This is a genomic window from Kribbella sp. NPDC051718 (assembly GCF_040681515.1).
Lineage (GTDB): Bacteria > Actinomycetota > Actinomycetes > Propionibacteriales > Kribbellaceae > Kribbella.
This window is the reverse complement of sequence record NZ_JBFAYZ010000005.1, coordinates 62,468-79,089: the sequence shown is the minus strand read 5'-3', so window position 1 is coordinate 79,089 and position 16,622 is coordinate 62,468. Positions and strand designations below refer to the sequence as shown.

Annotated in this window: 15 protein-coding genes; 6 read left to right on the top strand and 9 right to left on the bottom strand. The window is 65.7% G+C overall.

Features of this window, described 5'->3' with window-relative positions; genetic code table 11:
* Positions 1 to 4: 4 nt before the first annotated feature.
* Positions 5 to 1,777 (bottom strand): M1 family metallopeptidase, encoded by a 1,773-nt coding sequence (locus AB0M15_RS19615; RefSeq protein ID WP_363820505.1) that lies wholly within the window; start codon positions 1,775 to 1,777, stop codon positions 5 to 7.
* 143 nt (positions 1,778 to 1,920) lie between these two features.
* Between AB0M15_RS19615 and AB0M15_RS19610 the strand changes: the two genes are divergently transcribed.
* Positions 1,921 to 3,474, top strand: coding sequence for an adenylate/guanylate cyclase domain-containing protein (locus tag AB0M15_RS19610; RefSeq protein WP_363820502.1), 1,554 nt, complete (start codon positions 1,921 to 1,923; stop codon positions 3,472 to 3,474).
* Here AB0M15_RS19610 and AB0M15_RS19605 read toward each other — a convergent pair.
* The 4 genes from AB0M15_RS19605 to AB0M15_RS19590 are packed head-to-tail and all read right to left on the bottom strand — an operon-like array spanning position 3,457 to position 7,243.
* A complete protein-coding gene (locus AB0M15_RS19605; RefSeq protein ID WP_363820500.1) occupies positions 3,457 to 4,161 on the bottom strand; it encodes a MerR family transcriptional regulator in 705 nt (234 codons plus the stop codon). The two genes, AB0M15_RS19610 and AB0M15_RS19605, sit on opposite strands and share 18 nt — an antisense overlap.
* Before the next feature lie 3 nt (positions 4,162 to 4,164).
* Complete coding sequence (locus AB0M15_RS19600; RefSeq protein WP_363820497.1) at positions 4,165 to 4,905, bottom strand: SDR family oxidoreductase; 741 nt, start codon at positions 4,903 to 4,905, stop codon at positions 4,165 to 4,167.
* Between the two features lie 13 nt (positions 4,906 to 4,918).
* Positions 4,919 to 5,716 carry a GNAT family N-acetyltransferase gene (locus AB0M15_RS19595; RefSeq protein WP_363820494.1) on the bottom strand — a complete coding sequence of 266 codons (798 nt, stop codon included), beginning with the start codon at positions 5,714 to 5,716 and terminating at the stop codon, positions 4,919 to 4,921.
* Between the two features lie 21 nt (positions 5,717 to 5,737).
* On the bottom strand, positions 5,738 to 7,243 hold the full coding sequence (locus tag AB0M15_RS19590; protein ID WP_363820491.1) for an SDR family oxidoreductase: 1,506 nt from the start codon (positions 7,241 to 7,243) through the stop codon (positions 5,738 to 5,740).
* A 109-nt stretch (positions 7,244 to 7,352) separates the two neighbouring features.
* Here AB0M15_RS19590 and AB0M15_RS19585 point away from each other — a divergent pair, with 109 nt between their 5' ends.
* Entirely contained in the window at positions 7,353 to 8,129 is a 777-nt protein-coding gene (locus tag AB0M15_RS19585) for a metalloregulator ArsR/SmtB family transcription factor (protein ID WP_363820487.1), read from the top strand.
* A gap of 10 nt (positions 8,130 to 8,139) precedes the next feature.
* A complete protein-coding gene (locus AB0M15_RS19580) occupies positions 8,140 to 8,976 on the top strand; it encodes a helix-turn-helix transcriptional regulator (protein ID WP_363820484.1) in 837 nt (278 codons plus the stop codon).
* Here AB0M15_RS19580 and AB0M15_RS19575 read toward each other — a convergent pair.
* Both AB0M15_RS19575 and AB0M15_RS19570 read right to left on the bottom strand, forming a co-directional pair.
* Positions 8,948 to 9,928 (bottom strand): hypothetical protein, encoded by a 981-nt coding sequence (locus tag AB0M15_RS19575; RefSeq protein WP_363820482.1) that lies wholly within the window; start codon positions 9,926 to 9,928, stop codon positions 8,948 to 8,950. The genes AB0M15_RS19580 and AB0M15_RS19575 overlap by 29 nt on opposite strands.
* 16 nt (positions 9,929 to 9,944) lie before the next feature.
* On the bottom strand, positions 9,945 to 11,342 hold the full coding sequence (locus AB0M15_RS19570) for an alkaline phosphatase D family protein (RefSeq protein WP_363820480.1): 1,398 nt from the start codon (positions 11,340 to 11,342) through the stop codon (positions 9,945 to 9,947).
* 556 nt (positions 11,343 to 11,898) lie between these two features.
* Between AB0M15_RS19570 and AB0M15_RS19565 the strand changes: the two genes are divergently transcribed.
* The 3 genes from AB0M15_RS19565 to AB0M15_RS19555 all read left to right on the top strand — a co-directional run bounded on the left by AB0M15_RS19565 (position 11,899) and on the right by AB0M15_RS19555 (position 13,560).
* Positions 11,899 to 12,087 (top strand): hypothetical protein, encoded by a 189-nt coding sequence (locus AB0M15_RS19565; protein ID WP_363820478.1) that lies wholly within the window; start codon positions 11,899 to 11,901, stop codon positions 12,085 to 12,087.
* Positions 12,088 to 12,988: 901 nt separating this feature from the next.
* Positions 12,989 to 13,261: a hypothetical protein gene (locus AB0M15_RS19560; protein WP_363820475.1), complete on the top strand. Its 273-nt coding sequence runs from the start codon at positions 12,989 to 12,991 to the stop codon at positions 13,259 to 13,261.
* Between the two features lie 161 nt (positions 13,262 to 13,422).
* Positions 13,423 to 13,560 carry a hypothetical protein gene (locus AB0M15_RS19555; RefSeq protein ID WP_363820473.1) on the top strand — a complete coding sequence of 46 codons (138 nt, stop codon included), beginning with the start codon at positions 13,423 to 13,425 and terminating at the stop codon, positions 13,558 to 13,560.
* Here AB0M15_RS19555 and AB0M15_RS19550 read toward each other — a convergent pair.
* Both AB0M15_RS19550 and AB0M15_RS19545 read right to left on the bottom strand, forming a co-directional pair.
* Complete coding sequence (locus AB0M15_RS19550) at positions 13,557 to 14,849, bottom strand: ATP-binding protein (RefSeq protein WP_363820470.1); 1,293 nt, start codon at positions 14,847 to 14,849, stop codon at positions 13,557 to 13,559. The genes AB0M15_RS19555 and AB0M15_RS19550 overlap by 4 nt on opposite strands.
* A 354-nt stretch (positions 14,850 to 15,203) precedes the next feature.
* A complete protein-coding gene (locus tag AB0M15_RS19545; protein WP_363820467.1) occupies positions 15,204 to 16,538 on the bottom strand; it encodes an acyl-CoA dehydrogenase family protein in 1,335 nt (444 codons plus the stop codon).
* Positions 16,539 to 16,622: the final 84 nt, after the last annotated feature.

Below are 16,622 nucleotides of genomic sequence, written 5' to 3'. Positions count from 1 at the left end.
AGCGTCAGCGCTTGAGGATCTTGAGCACCGCCGCGGTCGTGATCGGGTGATAACCGGGCCGCGCGGTCTCGAACACCTGACTCGCGAACTCCCGGCCGTCCTCGGTCCGTACCAGCGCCTTGTACACGGGCAGCACCAGCTTCATCCGGCCCACCCGGGTCAGGAAGCTCGCCAGCTCCTCGTACGCCGGCGTGTAGGTGCTCGCGGCAACGATCGAGTACCACCGACGCGCGATCTCGCCATTCGCGGTACCGGTGAGGTCGAACTCCCGGTCCAGCTGCTGCAACTGCTCCGCCGTCAGTACGTCCGGCGCGGCGTCGAGGAAGCGCAGCCACTCCTGCGTCGTCCAGTGCTTTGCACCCTCAGGCAGCTCGCCGGTCGAGAGCCAGCGCGCACGCAACTCGTCGACGACCTCGAAACGCGCAGAGACCGCTCTCTCGGCGAAGGCGGGGATGCCCGGCTCGTCCAGCCAGGCGGCGAGCTCCGCGTCTGTCACCACACCTGGGTGCTTGTCCAGCAGCTGCTCCTGCAGGTGCTCGACGAAGTCTTCCGAGTTGATGCTCTGGAACGCGAAGCGATCGAAGTACCCGCGCAGGAAAGGATCGAAGATCTCCCGCGTGAACCGCTCCTCCAGCCAGGTCAGGAACCAACAGCCCTTCAACGGCCCGAGCCCGGTCGTACCGTGGTACTGCGACCGGTGGTTGAGCCCCGGCAGCTCGGCTGCCTGCTCCGCCGCTGAGAGCGGATCCAGCTTGACCACGGTCGCGTGCTGCTTGATCGCGGTCTCCATCACGGCCAGCTCGGTGCCGTAGACGGCCTCGACGATCCGGTACTCGACGTAGGCCGTGAAGCCCTCGTTGAGCCAGATGTCGTCCCAGCTGTTCTGGGTCACCAGGTTGCCCGACCAGCTGTGCGCCAACTCGTGCGCCACCACGTTGACCAGCGACTTGTCGCCGATCACCACGGTCGGGGTGGCAAACGTCATCCGCGGGTTCTCCATCCCGCCGTACGGGAAGGACGGCGGCAGTACCAGGATGTCGTAGCGGCCCCACCGGTACGGCCCGAAGACCGCCTCGGTGACGCGCATCATCTCCTCGATGTCGGCGAACTCGGTCGCCGCCCGCTTGGCCATCTCGGGCTCGGCCCAGACACCCGTCCGAGCGCCGATCGGCTCGAACACCAGGTCGCCCGCGGCGATCGCCAGCAGGTACGACGGAATCGGCTCGGGCATCACCACGTCGTACGAGCCGATCCGGCGCGACTCCGTGCCGTTGTCGGCGCTCATCAGGACCATCAGCTCAGGCGGGGCCGTGACGTGCGCGGAGTAGCTGAATCGCACGCTCGGGGTGTCCTGGACCGGAACCCAGCTCCGGGCGTGGATGTGCTGGGACTGGCTGAACATGAACGGCATCACGCCGCCCGCGGTCATCGCCGGCTCCAGCCACTGCAGCCCCGTCGCCGTCGGAGCGGTGCGGTAGCTCACCCGCACCTGCCCGTGCTGCCCGGTCCGGATCGTCAGCGCCGAGCCCAGCTCCTTGTCCGGCACCGCCAGGCTGTACTCGAGCGGCTCCCAGTCCCCGTCGACCGCGCCCTCCACGGCGAGCACGGTCAGATCCCGCGTATCGAGGACCAGCCGATCGCCCGGGCCACTCCAGGCGAGCGTGTGCGTGGCCGTGCCGGACAGCACCTTGGCGGTGAAGTCCAGGTCGAGGTCCAGCGCGAGGTGGGTGGTGCGCACCAACGCCGGTTCGGCGTAGGAGTGGCGATCGTGGCTCACAGGGGCTCCCGAGGCAGAATGTCGTTCGCAGGACATTACCCACGGAAAGGCCCGATGACGCGGCCTATTAGGGCCATGGGCAGCACCGTGCCAAAACCGGTTCAGACGGGGAACCCCTGCTGGATCAGCGAAATGGGGACAGGATGGCGCAGGGACGGCCGGAGCTCGTACTGCAGCGGAAGCCGTTCGGATCGTGGCTGCTCGGCCCGGCCGGCCAGTCGCCACGGCAGCTGCGGATCCGTGGCCAGTTGCTGCTGACCGTCTTCTCGCTGGGCACGAACATCGTCGGCGCCTCGGTCGTCTTCATGCTCAGCGTGTTCGTGCTGCCCGGCCCGCCCCCGAACCACGAACTCCAGCTGGTCCGGGCGATCGCCTTCCCCGGGTACTTCCTGCTGGCGCTCGTGGTCGGCGCGGTCTGGAGCACCCGGTACGCCCTGCGCGCGACGTCCTGGGTGCTGGCGGAGCGCCCGGCCACCCGCAAGGAGCAGATCACCACGTTGCAGCTGCCGTTGCGGCTGAGCATGATCGAGGTGTTCCTCTGGCTGCTGGCCACGGTGCTGTTCAGTGTGCTCGCCCTGATCTACCAGCCCGACAACGTGCTCCGGATCATGATCACGACGTTCGACGGCGGGATCGTGACGTGTGCGGCGTCGTACCTGCTGACCGAGTTCGCGCTCCGGCCGGTCGCCGCGCGAGCGCTCGCCGACCAGGCGCCGCCGCGCCGGTTGCTGGCGTTCGGGCTGAAGGCGCGGACGGTGTTCTTCTGGGCGGTCGGCTCCGGGGTGCCCGTGCTCGGGCTGATGCTGACGGCGCTGCTGGCGCTGATCGAGAAGGACGTCTCGCCGACCCGGTTGTCGGTGATCATCCTTGCCCTCGGCACCGTTGTGCTGGTCTGCGGGTGGCTGCTGACCGCGCTCTCCGCCCGGTCGGTGGTTGCCCCGGTTCGTTCGGTGCGGAACGCGCTGACGGTGACCGGCGACGGGGAACTGAACGTCCACATCCCGGTCTTCGACGGTACGGAGCTGGGCTCACTCCAGGCGGGGTTCAACCGGATGGCTGCCGGCCTGCGTGAGCGGGAGCGGATCCGCGATCTCTTCGGCCGCTACGTCGGTCCCGACGTGGTGCGGGAAGCATTGGCCAGTGATGCACTCGGCGGCGAAGAGCGCTTCGTCGCGGTGTTGTTCGTAGATCTGGTGGGCTCTACCGAGCTCGCGGCGATCCGGCCGCCCGGTGAGGTCGTCGCTTTGCTGAACAGGTTCTTCGAGATCGTGGTCGACGAGGTGGACCGCCAAGGCGGCTTCGTCAACAAGTTCGCCGGCGATGCGGTGCTGGCGGTCTTCGGTGCGCCCGCCGAACTGCCCGATCCGGCAGGGAGCGCTCTCCAGGCAGGCCGCGCGCTTGCTCGGCGGTTGGCTCAGGAGTTGCCTGAGGCAACGGCCGGGATCGGCGTCACCGCCGGTACGGTCGTCGCCGGCACCGTTGGAGATGTGCGGCGACACGAGTACACAGTGATTGGTGACCCGGTCAACGAGGCGTCCCGGCTCACCGAACTGGCCAAGGCTGTCCCCGGCCGGCTGCTCGCCTCGATGGCCGCTGTCAACGAGTCAGCGCCTGCAGAAGCCGGCCACTGGAGGCCTGGCGAGGAAGTGACTGTCAGAGGCCGCAACCGCCCGACCCAGCTAGCGATTCCCACCTAAGTAGTCGTGGAGCAGCGCCGCGCCGTGCAGCATGGCGCGGGTCCGTCGGTCGTGCGCTGCTCGTCTCTCCGCGACCGCTGCCCGCAACGCCTCGGCGCTCCCGGCCTTCCGCAGCCCGTCCAGAACCGGTCGGATCTGATCGAACCCGTACCGCCCGCGCCGCAGCATCGCGATGATCCGCGCATCCCGCACCTGCACCGGTCCATACCGCCGGTACTTCGTCCCCGCCTCGCGCACCGGCACGAGCAACTCCGCCGACTCCCACACCCGCAACGTCGACGTCCGCACACCGAGCTGCGCGGCCAACTCCCCCACGAGCAGATCCGGTCCATTCACCACCGGTACGCCGTCCAGGAACTCCTCAGCCGCCTCTCCCAGCGCCTCGCTCGCCACATCCGTCGCCAACCGCTGCTCGTGCAACCCGGCATGACTCGCATCGATCAACCGGAATGCCAGCGCCAGATCCCCCTCATGAACGGCCTGCATGATCCGCGTAGAAGTCTCGTGGCCGAAGCCAGGCACCAGTGCCCGAAACGTCAGCATCGCCCGCAGATGGACCTCGCCGTACTGCCGGTAGCCCGACTCACTCCGCGGCACCTCGGGCAGGATCCCGACCGTCTCGTAGTTCCGCACCAACTGCGTCGAGATCCCGGCCCGGCGTGCCAGATCGACCGGTCGCAACGCCATCCGTCAGCGCCCGCCCGCCACGTCGACCATCGAGCCGGTCATGTACGACGCGCGATCCGAGGCCAGGAACGCGATCAGCTCGGCGACCTCCTCGACCTTGCCCGGCCGGCCCAGCGGCGGCGTACCGCCGATCCGCTCGAGCCGGCCTTCCTCGTGGATGTCCGTCTCGATCAGGCCGGGCCGGACGCCGAGGACGCGGATGCCTTCCTTCGCGACCTCGTTCGCCAGCCCGATCGTCATCGTGTCGACCGCCGCCTTGCTGCTCGCATAGTCGACGTACTCGCCCGCCGATCCCAGCACGGCACCGCGCGACGACACGTTGACGATGACTCCCCCGGCACCGCCACGGGCGGTCGACATCCGGCGTACCGCCGCTCCCGCGACCAGGAACGCCCCGATCGTGTTGATCCGGAACACTCGCTCCAACCGCTCGACGTCGTAGTCGGCCACCCGCCCACTCGGCGACACGATGCCCGCATTGTTGACCACGGCACCGATCGCCCCGAGCTCACCGGTCACTGCGTCGAAGAGCCGCTCGATCTGGTCGGCCTCGGCCACATCAGCCTGTACGGCGTACGCGCGCCGCCCGGCCTTCTCACAAGCCGCGACCACCCGCGCTGCGTCATCCGCCTGGGTGCGATAACTGATCCCGACATCCCAACCGTCCAACGCCAACGCGACGGCCGCCGCCGCCCCGATCCCACGGCTCCCACCGGTGACCAACGCCGTACGTGTCTCAGTCATGCGGCTCAGCCTTTCACGCGGGCGGTCTGAACACCTGCACCTGCACTTCGTTGTCGCTGAACCCCAACGAGCGATAGATCCGGATGGCCAGGTACTCGGGATCGGCGACCATCACCAGCGTGTGCGCCCCCAGTTCGTCGAACCCGTAGCGCGAAGCCTGGTGGACCAGGGTGCTCGCGAGTCCCTGCCCCCGATCGTCGGGGTGCGTCTGGACATTCTGGAACCGAGCCACGTCCGAGCCGTCGGTCGCCAGGCCCAGCGAAGCCTGCAACCGATCTCCATCGAAGGCGCCGAACCAGGTCCCGTGCCCGGCGGCCGAGAGAGCGCGTTCTGCTTCGACCCGACGCCGGTTGAACACCCGGTAGTCGTCGTCGACCTCCATCGTCGCGGCGGTCAACGACAGCCCGACCTGCTGCTCCCAGTCGTCGTCGGTGCTGAGGGTCCGGAACTGCGAAGTCGTGTTCGGCCGGGCCGGCGGCCGGACCGCCGTCGCGCTCATCACGGTGCTGGGGTCGAGCTTGAAGCCCGCGGCAGTGATCTCCTCCACGCTGCCGACCGTCCCATCGGTCGTGTCCACGCCGAGGGCGAGGTGCTCTGCGTCGGGGAACTCGCCCTTGAAGATCTCCTGCCGCTTGGCGAGGTCGCCAGGCGCGAACGGGGTCCGGAAGAGCAGATAGTTGCCCCACCAGAAGCCCGGGTTGGCCGGCGTCCGAACGACGACATACTCGCCCTGGTCGGTCAACTCGCTACCGCTCAACTCGAGCAACATCAGATCGGTGCGATAGCCGAGATTGCTGATCGGAATGTCCACCCCACCATCGTCGGGGCACCGTCAAGACGATTTGTACGACGGCCGCCACTTCGGGTCCTCGCCGCGCTGGGCCGCGGCGGCGATGTTGCGTTGCATACCGCCGAAGACGATGCCGTGGAAGGGCTTGATCGCCCACCAGTACAGGTGTCCGGGCAGTCCGTGCGGATGGAAGAGCGCTCTCTGCCGGAAGATCGTCCGCTCGTTGTCGTCGGTGTCTACGATCAGCTCCAGCCAGGCGAGACCCGGTAGCCGCATCTCGGCCCGCAGCCGGAGCAGCTTGACGTCCTCGATCTCCTCCACCCGCCACCAGTCGAGCGGGTCGCCGACGGACAGGTCGTTCGGATTTCGCCGGCCGCGGCGCAGGCCCGGGCCGCCGAAGACCCGGTCGAGGACTCCTCTGGCCCACCAGCCGAGTCGCCAGGAGTACCAGCCGTTGCCGCCGCCGATGCCCTCGATCACCGACCAGAGTTGCTCGGGAGTCGTCGCGATCGCGCTCTCCCGCTCGTCGACGTACAGGGAACCGCCGGACCAGTCCGGGTCGCCCGGCAACGGGTCGCTCGGTGCGCCGGGCATGGACGCCGAGGCCCAGCTGGTCGTGACGTCGAGGTCCTGGACTCGCTTGAGCGCGAGTTCGACGGCACGGTCGAAGCCGATCAGGCCGCTCGCGGGGTCGGCGACGTACTGCTCGATGTCGTGTTCCTTGCAGACGACCTCGTGGATGAGGCTGTCGACCAGGGGTCTGGCGATGCTGTTCGGGACGGGCGTCACCAGGCCGACCCAGTGGCTCGACAGTGAGGGGGTGAGCAGCGGGAGGGTGATGATCCGCCTGCTGGTGAGGTGTGCGACTGCGGCGTACCGCTGCATCATCTCGCGATAGGTCAGGACGTCGGGGCCGCCGATGTCGAAGCCTCGGCTGACGGTCGTGGGCATCTCGGCGCTGCCGACCAGGTACAGGAGGACATCGCGTACTGCGATCGGCTGGATCCTGGTGTGCAGCCAGCGCGGGGTGACCATGACGGGCAGTCGGTCGGTGAGGTACCGGAGCATCTCGAACGATGCCGAGCCCGAACCGAGGATGACCGCGGCGCGCAGGACGGTCGTCGGTACGCCCGACGCGAGCAGGATCTCGCCGACCTCCCGGCGCGAATCAAGGTGCGGCGACAACTCCTCGCCCTGCGGATAAAGCCCGCCGAGGTAGACGATCCTTTGCACTCCGGCGTCTCGTGCGGCCGCGCCGAAGGTCAGCGCGGTATGACGGTCGCGAGACTCGAAACGCTTGCCGGTCCCGAGAGCGTGGATCAGGTAATACGCAACGTCGACACCCTCCAACGCCGCGTCCAACTGGCCCCGATCCCCCGCATCGGCCTCGACCACCTCGACCTCGTCGTACCAGTCGCGATCCCGCAGGCGGCGCGGATTGCGGGCCATCGCGCGGACCCGGTAGCCGGCTTTGAGCAACTCGGGCACGAGCCGGCCGCCGATGTAGCCGGTGACGCCTGTGACGAGGACGAGCTTGTTCGTATCCATGTGGGTCGTCCGGTGCCCTGTTTATGGGTGGTTGAAGCGTCTTTGACATGCAGCCACATGGCTGCCTATTGTGGTTAGGCAGCCAATTGGCTGCATGAATGGAGTGGTGATGGACGACGAGGTGTTCCGGGCGCTGGCCGACCCGAGCCGGCGGCAGTTGCTGGACAGCCTGAACGAGCGCAACGGGCAGACCCTGAGCGAGTTGTGCGCCGGACTTTCGATGGCGCGGCAGTCGGTCAGCAAGCACCTCGCAGTACTGGAGAGCGCGAACCTCGTCACCACCGTCCGGCGCGGCCGGGAGAAGTTGCACCACCTGAACGCCGAGCCGATCAACGCCATCGCCGATCGCTGGATCAACCAGTACGACCGGCGGCGGGTTCAGCTGTTCGCCGACCTCAAGACAGCATTGGAGACAGAACCAGTGAGCGACAACGACTTCGTCTACACGACCTACATCAAGACCACCCCCGAGCGACTCTGGCAGGCGCTGACGAATCCTTCCTTCACCCAGCAGTACTGGGGCGTGCAGCACCGCACCGACTGGAAGGTCGGCTCCCCGATCGACTGGGTGATGGGCGACGTCACCATGTCCGGCCCCGGCCAGGAGGTGCTCGAGTACGACCCGTACCGCCGCTTCGCCTTCACCTGGCACCACATCACGCCCGAGTTCGCCAAGGCGACCGAGATGGACGACTCCCTCTTCGCCAAGACCAGCGCCGAGCCCCTCTCCCGCGCAAGCTTCGACCTCGAGCCCGACGGCGACCAGGTGAAACTCACCGTCATCCACACCGGCTTCGAACCCGGCAGCGCCATCCGCGCCATGATCGACGACGGCTGGACCAAACTCATCTCCGACCTCAAGACCTTCGTCGAGAAGGTCAGCTAGTTTTGAGGATGTGCCAAATCGTCTAGGCGAGTACCTCCGGGCAAGACGTGAACAAGTCCACCCCGAAGACGTAGGCCTGCCCCCCGGCGGAAGACGCCGCGTCCAAGGCCTCCGCCGGGAGGAGTTGGCCCTCCTGGCCGGCATCAGCAGCGACTACTACATCCGCCTGGAACAAGGCCGGGACCAACACCCCTCAGACCAGGTCCTGGACGCCCTGGCGAAGGTCCTACAACTCTCCCCTGACGCCACGACCCACCTTCACCAACTAGCCCACCCAACTCATCCCCGCGGCCTGGCCGGCACCCCCAACGACGTCCCCCCAAGCCTGATCCGCCTGATCAACACCTGGCCCACCACGCCCGCGTACGTCCAGGACCGCCTCCTGAACATCCTCGCCTCGAACCCGATCGCCACGGCCCTCTCCCCCGACTACACGATCGGCAGCAACCTCCTCCTCAAGGTCTTCCTGGACCCCGCCGAGCAAACCTTCCGCCCCGAGTGGCCCGAAGTAACCGCCAACGGCGTAGCCGCCCTGAGAGCCCAGATCGGCTCCAACCTCGACGACCCAGACCTACTGGCCCTGGTCGACAAACTCTCCACCGGCAGCCCCCACTTCCGCACCCTCTGGAACCGCCACGACATCAGCCCCAGACTCAGCACGACCAACCGCTTCAACCACCCCGCCGTAGGCCCGCTCTCCCTACGAGCCGAAAAGCTCCGGCTCTCCACCCCAGAAGGCCTAACTCTCTGCATCTTCCACGCCGACGACCACACCCCCACCGCAGAAGCGATGGCCGACCTAGCCGCGCAGCTGGACGTCATTGCCGCCGGAACAGCTCGCGGGTGAGTTGCGATGCCTGCCGGAACAGCGGCGGGGCCGGAGTACGGATCAAGTCGGAAACGTCGGCGGTTCCAGGGGTTGCCCTCTTGCTCGCCGGTGCCTTCTTCGCCGCCGCCTTCTTGGCGGTAGCCCCTCGCTTCGCCGCCGCGCGCTTCTGGGTCGGTGACGTCGTCTCCGCTGGCGCAGGATCGTGCCCGTAGATGAAGTAGCGGGTCTGCAGAGGTTCGAGATGCAGTTCCACGACGCTGGCCTGCCACCACTTGGCGGTCTGCCAGAACGCCTCCGGCGAACTGGCAGCGCTGTCCAACCCAGGACACAAGTCGTAGCCGGCGGCGCCGACAAGGGACTCGATCACCGCTGCCGACGGGATGCCGTGCCCGCTCAGAATGGGGTTCCCGGAAGCGCCCGCGCCCCAGACGAAAGCGAGCCACTCCAAGATCAGGCTCGGTACGTCGATCGCGACCCGCTGCTCGGCGAACTGGCCGAGGATCGACTTCTGGTTCTCCAGGTCGCCACGCCACAGGTCGGGTTCCACCGGAACCTTGATCAGGGCGACATTCGGGTACAACTCAGGATCGCCGTACCGGTCGAGCGTCGCGCCCTGGACGCCGTTGTAGGTCGAAGGCATCTGGAACCCTTCCTGCGGCTCGAGCGAGGTCTCCAGCAGCCGGCTGTCGCCGGTTCGCGGGTGCACGGTGGAGATGAGCGCGGCATGGGACCAGTGGCTCGGCGTCATGTCGTGCCGCAGGTGCGACTGGGCGACCTTCAGCCGGAAGTCGTAGATACTGGTGCCGCCGACCAGTAGCAGCCAAGTTGCCTTCGGCCCCTTCGAGTCGTGGCCCAGGGCATCCATCTGGCGTCGTACCCAGTCGAGGTTGTCCTCGCCGGCCGCGCGATCGTCCCACCGGAAGTGCTTTTCCGCCGGGTCGAGCGCTGAGGAGCCGCGAACAGTGAGCATGAGGTCTCTCCTAGCATCACAGGCGACGCAGCGACATGCGCGGCGCACGGATCGGATTCATGGACTTGCCGGGTTCGTTGATCATCCAGTAGAGAGTGTCCACGTCGACGCCGGTCTGGGTCCGGCTGAACTGCAGCAACGTGACGTGGTCCCCCATCTTGTCCGCGTCCTTGGTCGGCCACTGCATGACGCAGTCCAGCACCTCTGCCGTACCTTCCACCCGAAATCGCTGCTTCGGCGGCTCGGCCTCTGACCGCTTGCCGTCCGGCCTCGGCCGCAGCGCGACCACGGACGCCGGCGAGGAGATCACCTCGTACAGGTTGCTCCACGGCCGGTCCCGGTTGCCGGTCCAGTGCGCTGCCGAGATCACGCGGCCGTAGTGCACATCGCCGGTCAGTGCCAGCGGTGGCCGCCCATGGCTCGACAGCTTGAGCAGGCCCTCCATGATGCGCGGATAGTCGCGCAGGTTGGCCAGATTCTGATCCTTGTACTTCGCGAACTTGGTCTTGGCCGGCTGGAACAGCGATGGCCCGGTGACCAGAACCGGGAGCAACTCGCTGCTCCCGATCACGTCGCAGACCCAACGGTCGAACAGGGCGAGATCTTCGGAGCGGGCGCTTTGCCCGGGGGCATGCCGCTCGTTGACCGTGCGGAATGTCCGATTGTCGAGCATGAAGAACGACAACGGCGGTACGTCGATGCGATAGGAGTACTGGTTGGTCTCCGCGAGCTGGAAGCCGTCGAAGAGTTCGCGCGCCGCCAGCTCCCAATGCCCCCGGCCAGGGCCGAACATCGTCGTCGGCCAGAAGATCTGCGACTGCGGATAGTTGTTCCAGTACTCGTGATCGTCCGGGATCGACGCCACCGGGGCCGCCCGCAAGATCCGCGCGTACGCCAAGCCCTGCCAGTTCCTCCGGTATTTGACCTCGAACGCCTTCGCGAGCGCAGCCTGGCTGTAGAGGGTCTGCGACTTGAAGTACGGACTGTCCAGATACACCTGATCCCCCATGGCGATCACGAGGTCCGGACGCGTCGCCTCGTTCTGGCTCAACGAGGCCACCAGCTCGCCGGCCCGACCGCTGGAGTCGCCTGGCTCGTAGAAACACGAAACCGCCAGAACGTTGAACGTCTCCCCCAACCCGAAGGGCAGCCGCCCGGGAAGCGGGCGAGTCGTCAGCGAATAACTCTTCCGACGGCCATCGGCCCAAACCGCCGCCACCTCGACCGTGTCCGGCAGCGGACGATCCAGGCGTACCTCCGAGACCGGTACTTCGAACACACCCATCTGGCTCACCACGTCCGGCAGCGGCACCCGGGTCAGCGCCCTCACCTCACGGATATCCCCAGCTCGAATCGGATTTCCGTTGAGCGACCACTCGAGCCGCTCCGGCTCCTCGGCATCGAAAACACCCACCCACAGGCGATGGCGCCCCGACGGGGCTGTGGCGAGCGCATGGAGCTCGACCGGGTACACCTCTACGCCGGCGGATTGCGGACGGCGTACGTGACTCCGCCAGTGGCGCCGATAGCAACCAAAGCTGCAAGCGCCGCCGAAACCCATTGCCCATCAGTCATCGACCCGAAAGTCGAAGTCGGCCCCTGAAGCGCCGTAACCAAAGACCCCCCAAAGGCAATGAGCCCACTCAAGATCCCCGCCGCGACCGCCTTGTACGGCTTGGTCGTAGTAGCCATTTCAACCGCCCCCCTTGCTTTTCCCCAGCATCCCGCCCCCACCCCACCCTGGCAAGGTGCGAGGCATCTCTCCGCAGTCAATACGTTCCCAACACAGGAATACCGCTCCCCCTGATCGGAGACCCGACATGCTCAGGAAATCCTTCGGACGAAGCAAGTCATCAACTCACCGCCGTCACCGCCGCCCTGATGCTCTTCGCCACCACCCTCACCGCCTCAGCAGCCCAGCCCCCGCCGCCCGCTTCTGCACCTGGATCCGCAAAGGCGAGTACTACACCATGTTCCAGTTCTACAAATGCACCACCTACTCCCTGAGCGGCTGGCTGGGCACCACCAACTTCTACAACCACCAAAACGTCCAGGTAGAAACCCTAGGCTCCCGCCACGAACACATCGGCTACATCCTCACCAACTACAAATTCATCACCAACTGGGACAAGGTCTGGTACATAAACCTCTGCACCTGACCACGCTTTAGCATCAGCCCGCGGGTACCTTGAACCGACCTACAAGGCACCCGCGCACAACGGCCTACCGAACGTGGCCCCCCACCAATCGTCCCGACGTATGCGCGATCCATCAGGATCGCCCAGGTGTAGGAAGCCCCCTGCCGATCCCTCACCTCACCCGGCCTATCGACAGGCATGACCTACGCCGCCTTCTCAAAGTTCGCCCGCGACAGCGACCGATTTATCTCCCGCCCGTCACGCGACACACGCAGGTAGTTCCCCGGCACGCGATACACGAACTCCCGCCCAGTAGCCGTCGAGAACGTCTCACCAGCGCACCGCTCAATGCGAGCCCAGACCTCATCGAAGGACGCCACACCCAACAGTCTGTACCCAGCGGTCGAGATACCCGAGAGCCATCCGTGGACAGCCAAGGGGCGTTCCGCGGAGCCTCTCCGACCAGTGCGGGAGGCCCATCAGCGTCCGGCCGTCACTCGCGCGGTCAATTCCGACGATTCAGGCTGCCCCTGCGCTCTGTCATCGCCGGGGTGCGTCCTCGGCCTCTGCTCACAGGTCCCGCGGGCCGATCGTGATCACCGTTCCGTCTTGTGCCTGAGCCCTCGACCCGTCCGGCGCGTTCAAGTTGATGTTCTCGTCCCGACTCCACCACCAGACTTCGACATTCTGGCACCAGGAGTAGACACGGAACGCCTCGCCCTGGAAGACGGCGGGCGACAGTTCGGTTTCGCGGTTCGCGATACGTCAATATAGGGAGCCCACCGACGGTGTTTCCGCGAAACCTGGGCGCGAACCCACTACGCTGCTGGATCTGCTGCCGGACACAATGCCAACGCGGGGTCGCCTGGCGACCAGAGGGAGCGACTCCATGGCAGGACGTAGGAAGCCGGGATTGTGGGTCATGGAGGGCAACTGGTCAGCATCCGTGCGTGATGTCCGCTCGGTCGACCCCGTCCTGTCGGCCCTGCAAGACGGCCGTCGTGCCCATCACGCCAGGCGCCACATCAACGACCCAGATGACTTGGCTCTGAGCCTCAAGCAGTGGGGACAAAGACAACACGACGGCTTCAACATTGGTTACATCGCCCTCACGGCAGCCCAGGCACCGTTCACATCGGCAGGCGGTCTGTCGACCTCCATCAACTCGGCGAACTACTTCCTCGGGCCGCTCTGACGAAAAAGGCTCTCCACTTCGGTTCCTGCTCGGTACTAGATCTGCCTCCAGAAGAACAGCAGGCCCTCCGCAAAGCGCTCGGCGTCAAGGTCATCACTGGCTTCACGAAGGATGTCGAATGGTACGAGAGCCTCGCCTTCGAACTACTTCTTTTCGAGGCGTTGACTAGGTACACGCGCCCCAGCTACGCGGCGAAGTATCTCTACAAGACCCACTCAGCCTTCGCTGATCATCTCGGCTTCGTCATGATCCGCGACGGTCTCGCCGGCGCTAACCCGACGGCCGACGAAGCCCGTTAGCTCGTGATGGGTGAAGTCGCTAACCAATCCGGCTTTGGCAATGCGTCGAACCATGTCTCAAAGTCACGTACTCCCGCGTCCAGCAGCATGACTGTCACCCAACTTCGGGCCAATGCGTCAAGAGCCTCGGTGTCGGCTGACTCGGTTGTGGAGCGCGGGAACGTAGCACCGTGCGGATGATCGTTTCCGTCTCTGGGAAATTCATCGACTGCGACTACGGTCGGCACACGGTACGTCGAGGACTGGAGCCAGCCTTCCCACGGCAGGAGCTCAGTCGGTGAATCCGCGCCTAGCGCTCTCGCCACGGACTCACAGGTTGTCGATACGGCCACCAGTTGGGCGAGGACAGCAGCGTAGAGATCGGCGATGGAGACTTCTCGTACAGTCTGCGCGACGGCATACCAGCGCAGCCCCATGAACATTGACAGCCTCCGGCCGGCGAGTTGCAGAAACGCGGAGGCCTCGAGCGGCACGTCGCCTGCCGACAGCGCCCGCGCATTATCCACCGGCGTGCGAAGACGCAGCGTGGTCGACCGCGCCTCGATGATCCGCCACGTAGGAGCCGTCCTTGTCTGGCTCGTACCCCAGCACATGTTCGGCACTGCCGATGCTTGAAGAGCATTGAGGGCAGCGTCTCGGGAAGGAGTCGTGAGCCATGGGCTGTTGAGGATACGCTGTGGAAGGTGTAGGCCGCCTGCCAGCCGAAGGGCGGCAATCGAGCCGTCATCACCCTGCCACAGCGGAAAGTCGGACGGGGCGGCGATCGAATACGCATGCCCGGCGAAGCGGCCGCCTTCCTGCTGAGGGACTCGATCCCGATTCACCAGATCGACGATTCGCCCGCGATCAGCCGGGACCGACTGCCCCGGCACCCTGAACATGACACGGCCGGCTACAGCCACCGGATGGAGCACAGCATCAGCATCGACCCGGACAACTATTACCAAGCGATCCTTCTGCGGCAATCGCACCGCGATGACCTCCGGCATCGCGTTAGGCAGGTGCCCTTGCAGGGACGATATGAGGTGGTCGAAGTCGCGCTGAGAGACGCCAACAAAACGGGCGTCACCCGTGGCATCCTCCGCTACCCCGACCAACACCAGTCCACCATCACTGTTGCTCAAAGCCCCAACAGCCTCGGCGACGTTGTTGCGGTCACGCCTCGACTTGAGCTCCAGCGTGAGCGACTCGGTCAGCATGTCCGCCTCCTCGGCGTCCAGCACGAACTGTCGTACGACCTCGAAGTCGATCCGATCAGCGGGGAGCGAATACAAGTCTTTGCTCGGCATGAGCACAGTATCGGTGAGATCGCGTGCCGCACCGCGGCGGCCCGCCACAGAAGGGGTATGCGGAAACAAACTAGTTCGCGCCGAGCCTGATGGGGCCCTTCTCGTAAGGGGTCGCAACAACACGCGGGTGGATCGAACAAGCCAACGGCGAGGTATCTCAGCAATCTCAACCACAAATATCAAGTATGTGTATCTTGTGATTTCTTTAGCGGTCGGCGCGGCTTACTTTCAGGCGCCCCGCCGACCGACTACTATATAAGATTGTTCTTGTTCTTGTTCTTGTTCTTGTTCTTGTTCTTGTTCTTGTTCTTGTTCTTGTTCTTGTTCTTGTTCTTGTTCTTGTTCTTGTTCTTGTTAGCGGATGCGCATGCCTGAGATTGCTCGGGAGATTACCAGGCGCTGGATTTCGGAGGTGCCTTCGAAGATTGTGTAGATTTTTGAGTCTCGGTGCATGCGTTCTACGGGGTACTCGCGGGTGTAGCCGTTGCCGCCCAGGATTTGGATGGCGTCTTCGGTGGCCTTGACTGCTACCTCGCTAGCCTTGAGTTTGGCCATTGAGCCTTCGCCGTGGCGGTAGTCGGGGGTTTGGCCTCGCATGAGGGCGGCTGACATGAAGCCGGCTCGCCAGACGAGGAGGCGGGCGGCGTCGATTTCCATGGCCATGTCGGCCAACTTGAAGGCGATGCCTTGGTTGTCGATGATGGGGCGGCCGAATTGTTCGCGGCCCTTGGCGTACTCGAGGGCGAACTCGTAGGCGGCGCGGGCGATGCCGATGGCCTGGGAGCCGACGATGTGGCGGGTCATTTCGAAGGTGGCCATCGAGGCGTTGGTGCGGTTGGCGGAGCCGTTGTTCTCGCGGGCCTTGGCCAGGCGGGCGTCGAGCTTCTCCTTGCCGCCTAGGACGTTGGCGGCGGGGATTCGTACGTTGTCGAAGAAGACGTCGGCGGTATGGGAGGCGCGGAGGCCGTGCTTCTTGAGTTTGGTGCCCTGCTCTAGGCCCTTCACCTCGGACTTCGGTACTACGAAAGCCGCCTGCCCGCGGCTGCCGAGAGACGGGTCGACAGTGGCCACGACGACGTGGATGTCGGCGATGCCGCCGTTGGTCGCCCACGCCTTCTGGCCGTTGATGACCCACTCGTCGGTCTTTTCGTCGTACGTCGCCTTGGTGCGGATCGCTGACACGTCCGACCCGGCTCCCGGCTCCGACGAGCAGAAGGCGGCGACCTGTACGTCGTCAGGCGTGCCGTAGCAGCGCGGGAGCCACTGGCCCCACTGCTCGGGGGTGCCGTTGGAGAAGACGGCCGAACTGGCCAGGCCGGTGCCGACGAGCGACATGCCGATGCCGGCGTCACCCCAGAAGAGCTCCTCCTGGACGAGCGGCATCAGCAGCCCGGAAGGGTCGATGAACAGGTTGATCGACCCGTCCATGGAGTACAGGCCGATCTTCGCGGCTTCCTGGATCACCGGCCACGGGGTCTCTTCGCGCTCGTCCCACTCGGAGGCAGCGGGGCGGATCACGTCGGCGGCGAAGGTGTGCGCCCAGTCGCGGATCTCGACCTGCTCGTCGTTCAGGTTCAGGTTGAACGTCTGCCACTCCGGCTTGGACCGCTCGGCCGCGAGTTCGCCGGCCAGTGCCATCACGTCGGCCGACAAGGGCTCGGCGGGCGGCGTACTGGTTGACTCGGTCATGGTCATCGATTCCTCCGGAGCGAGCTGCAGGGTGATCGTACGGGAGTGATGTTACCCACGAGTGTAACTATCGTTTGCACCCAG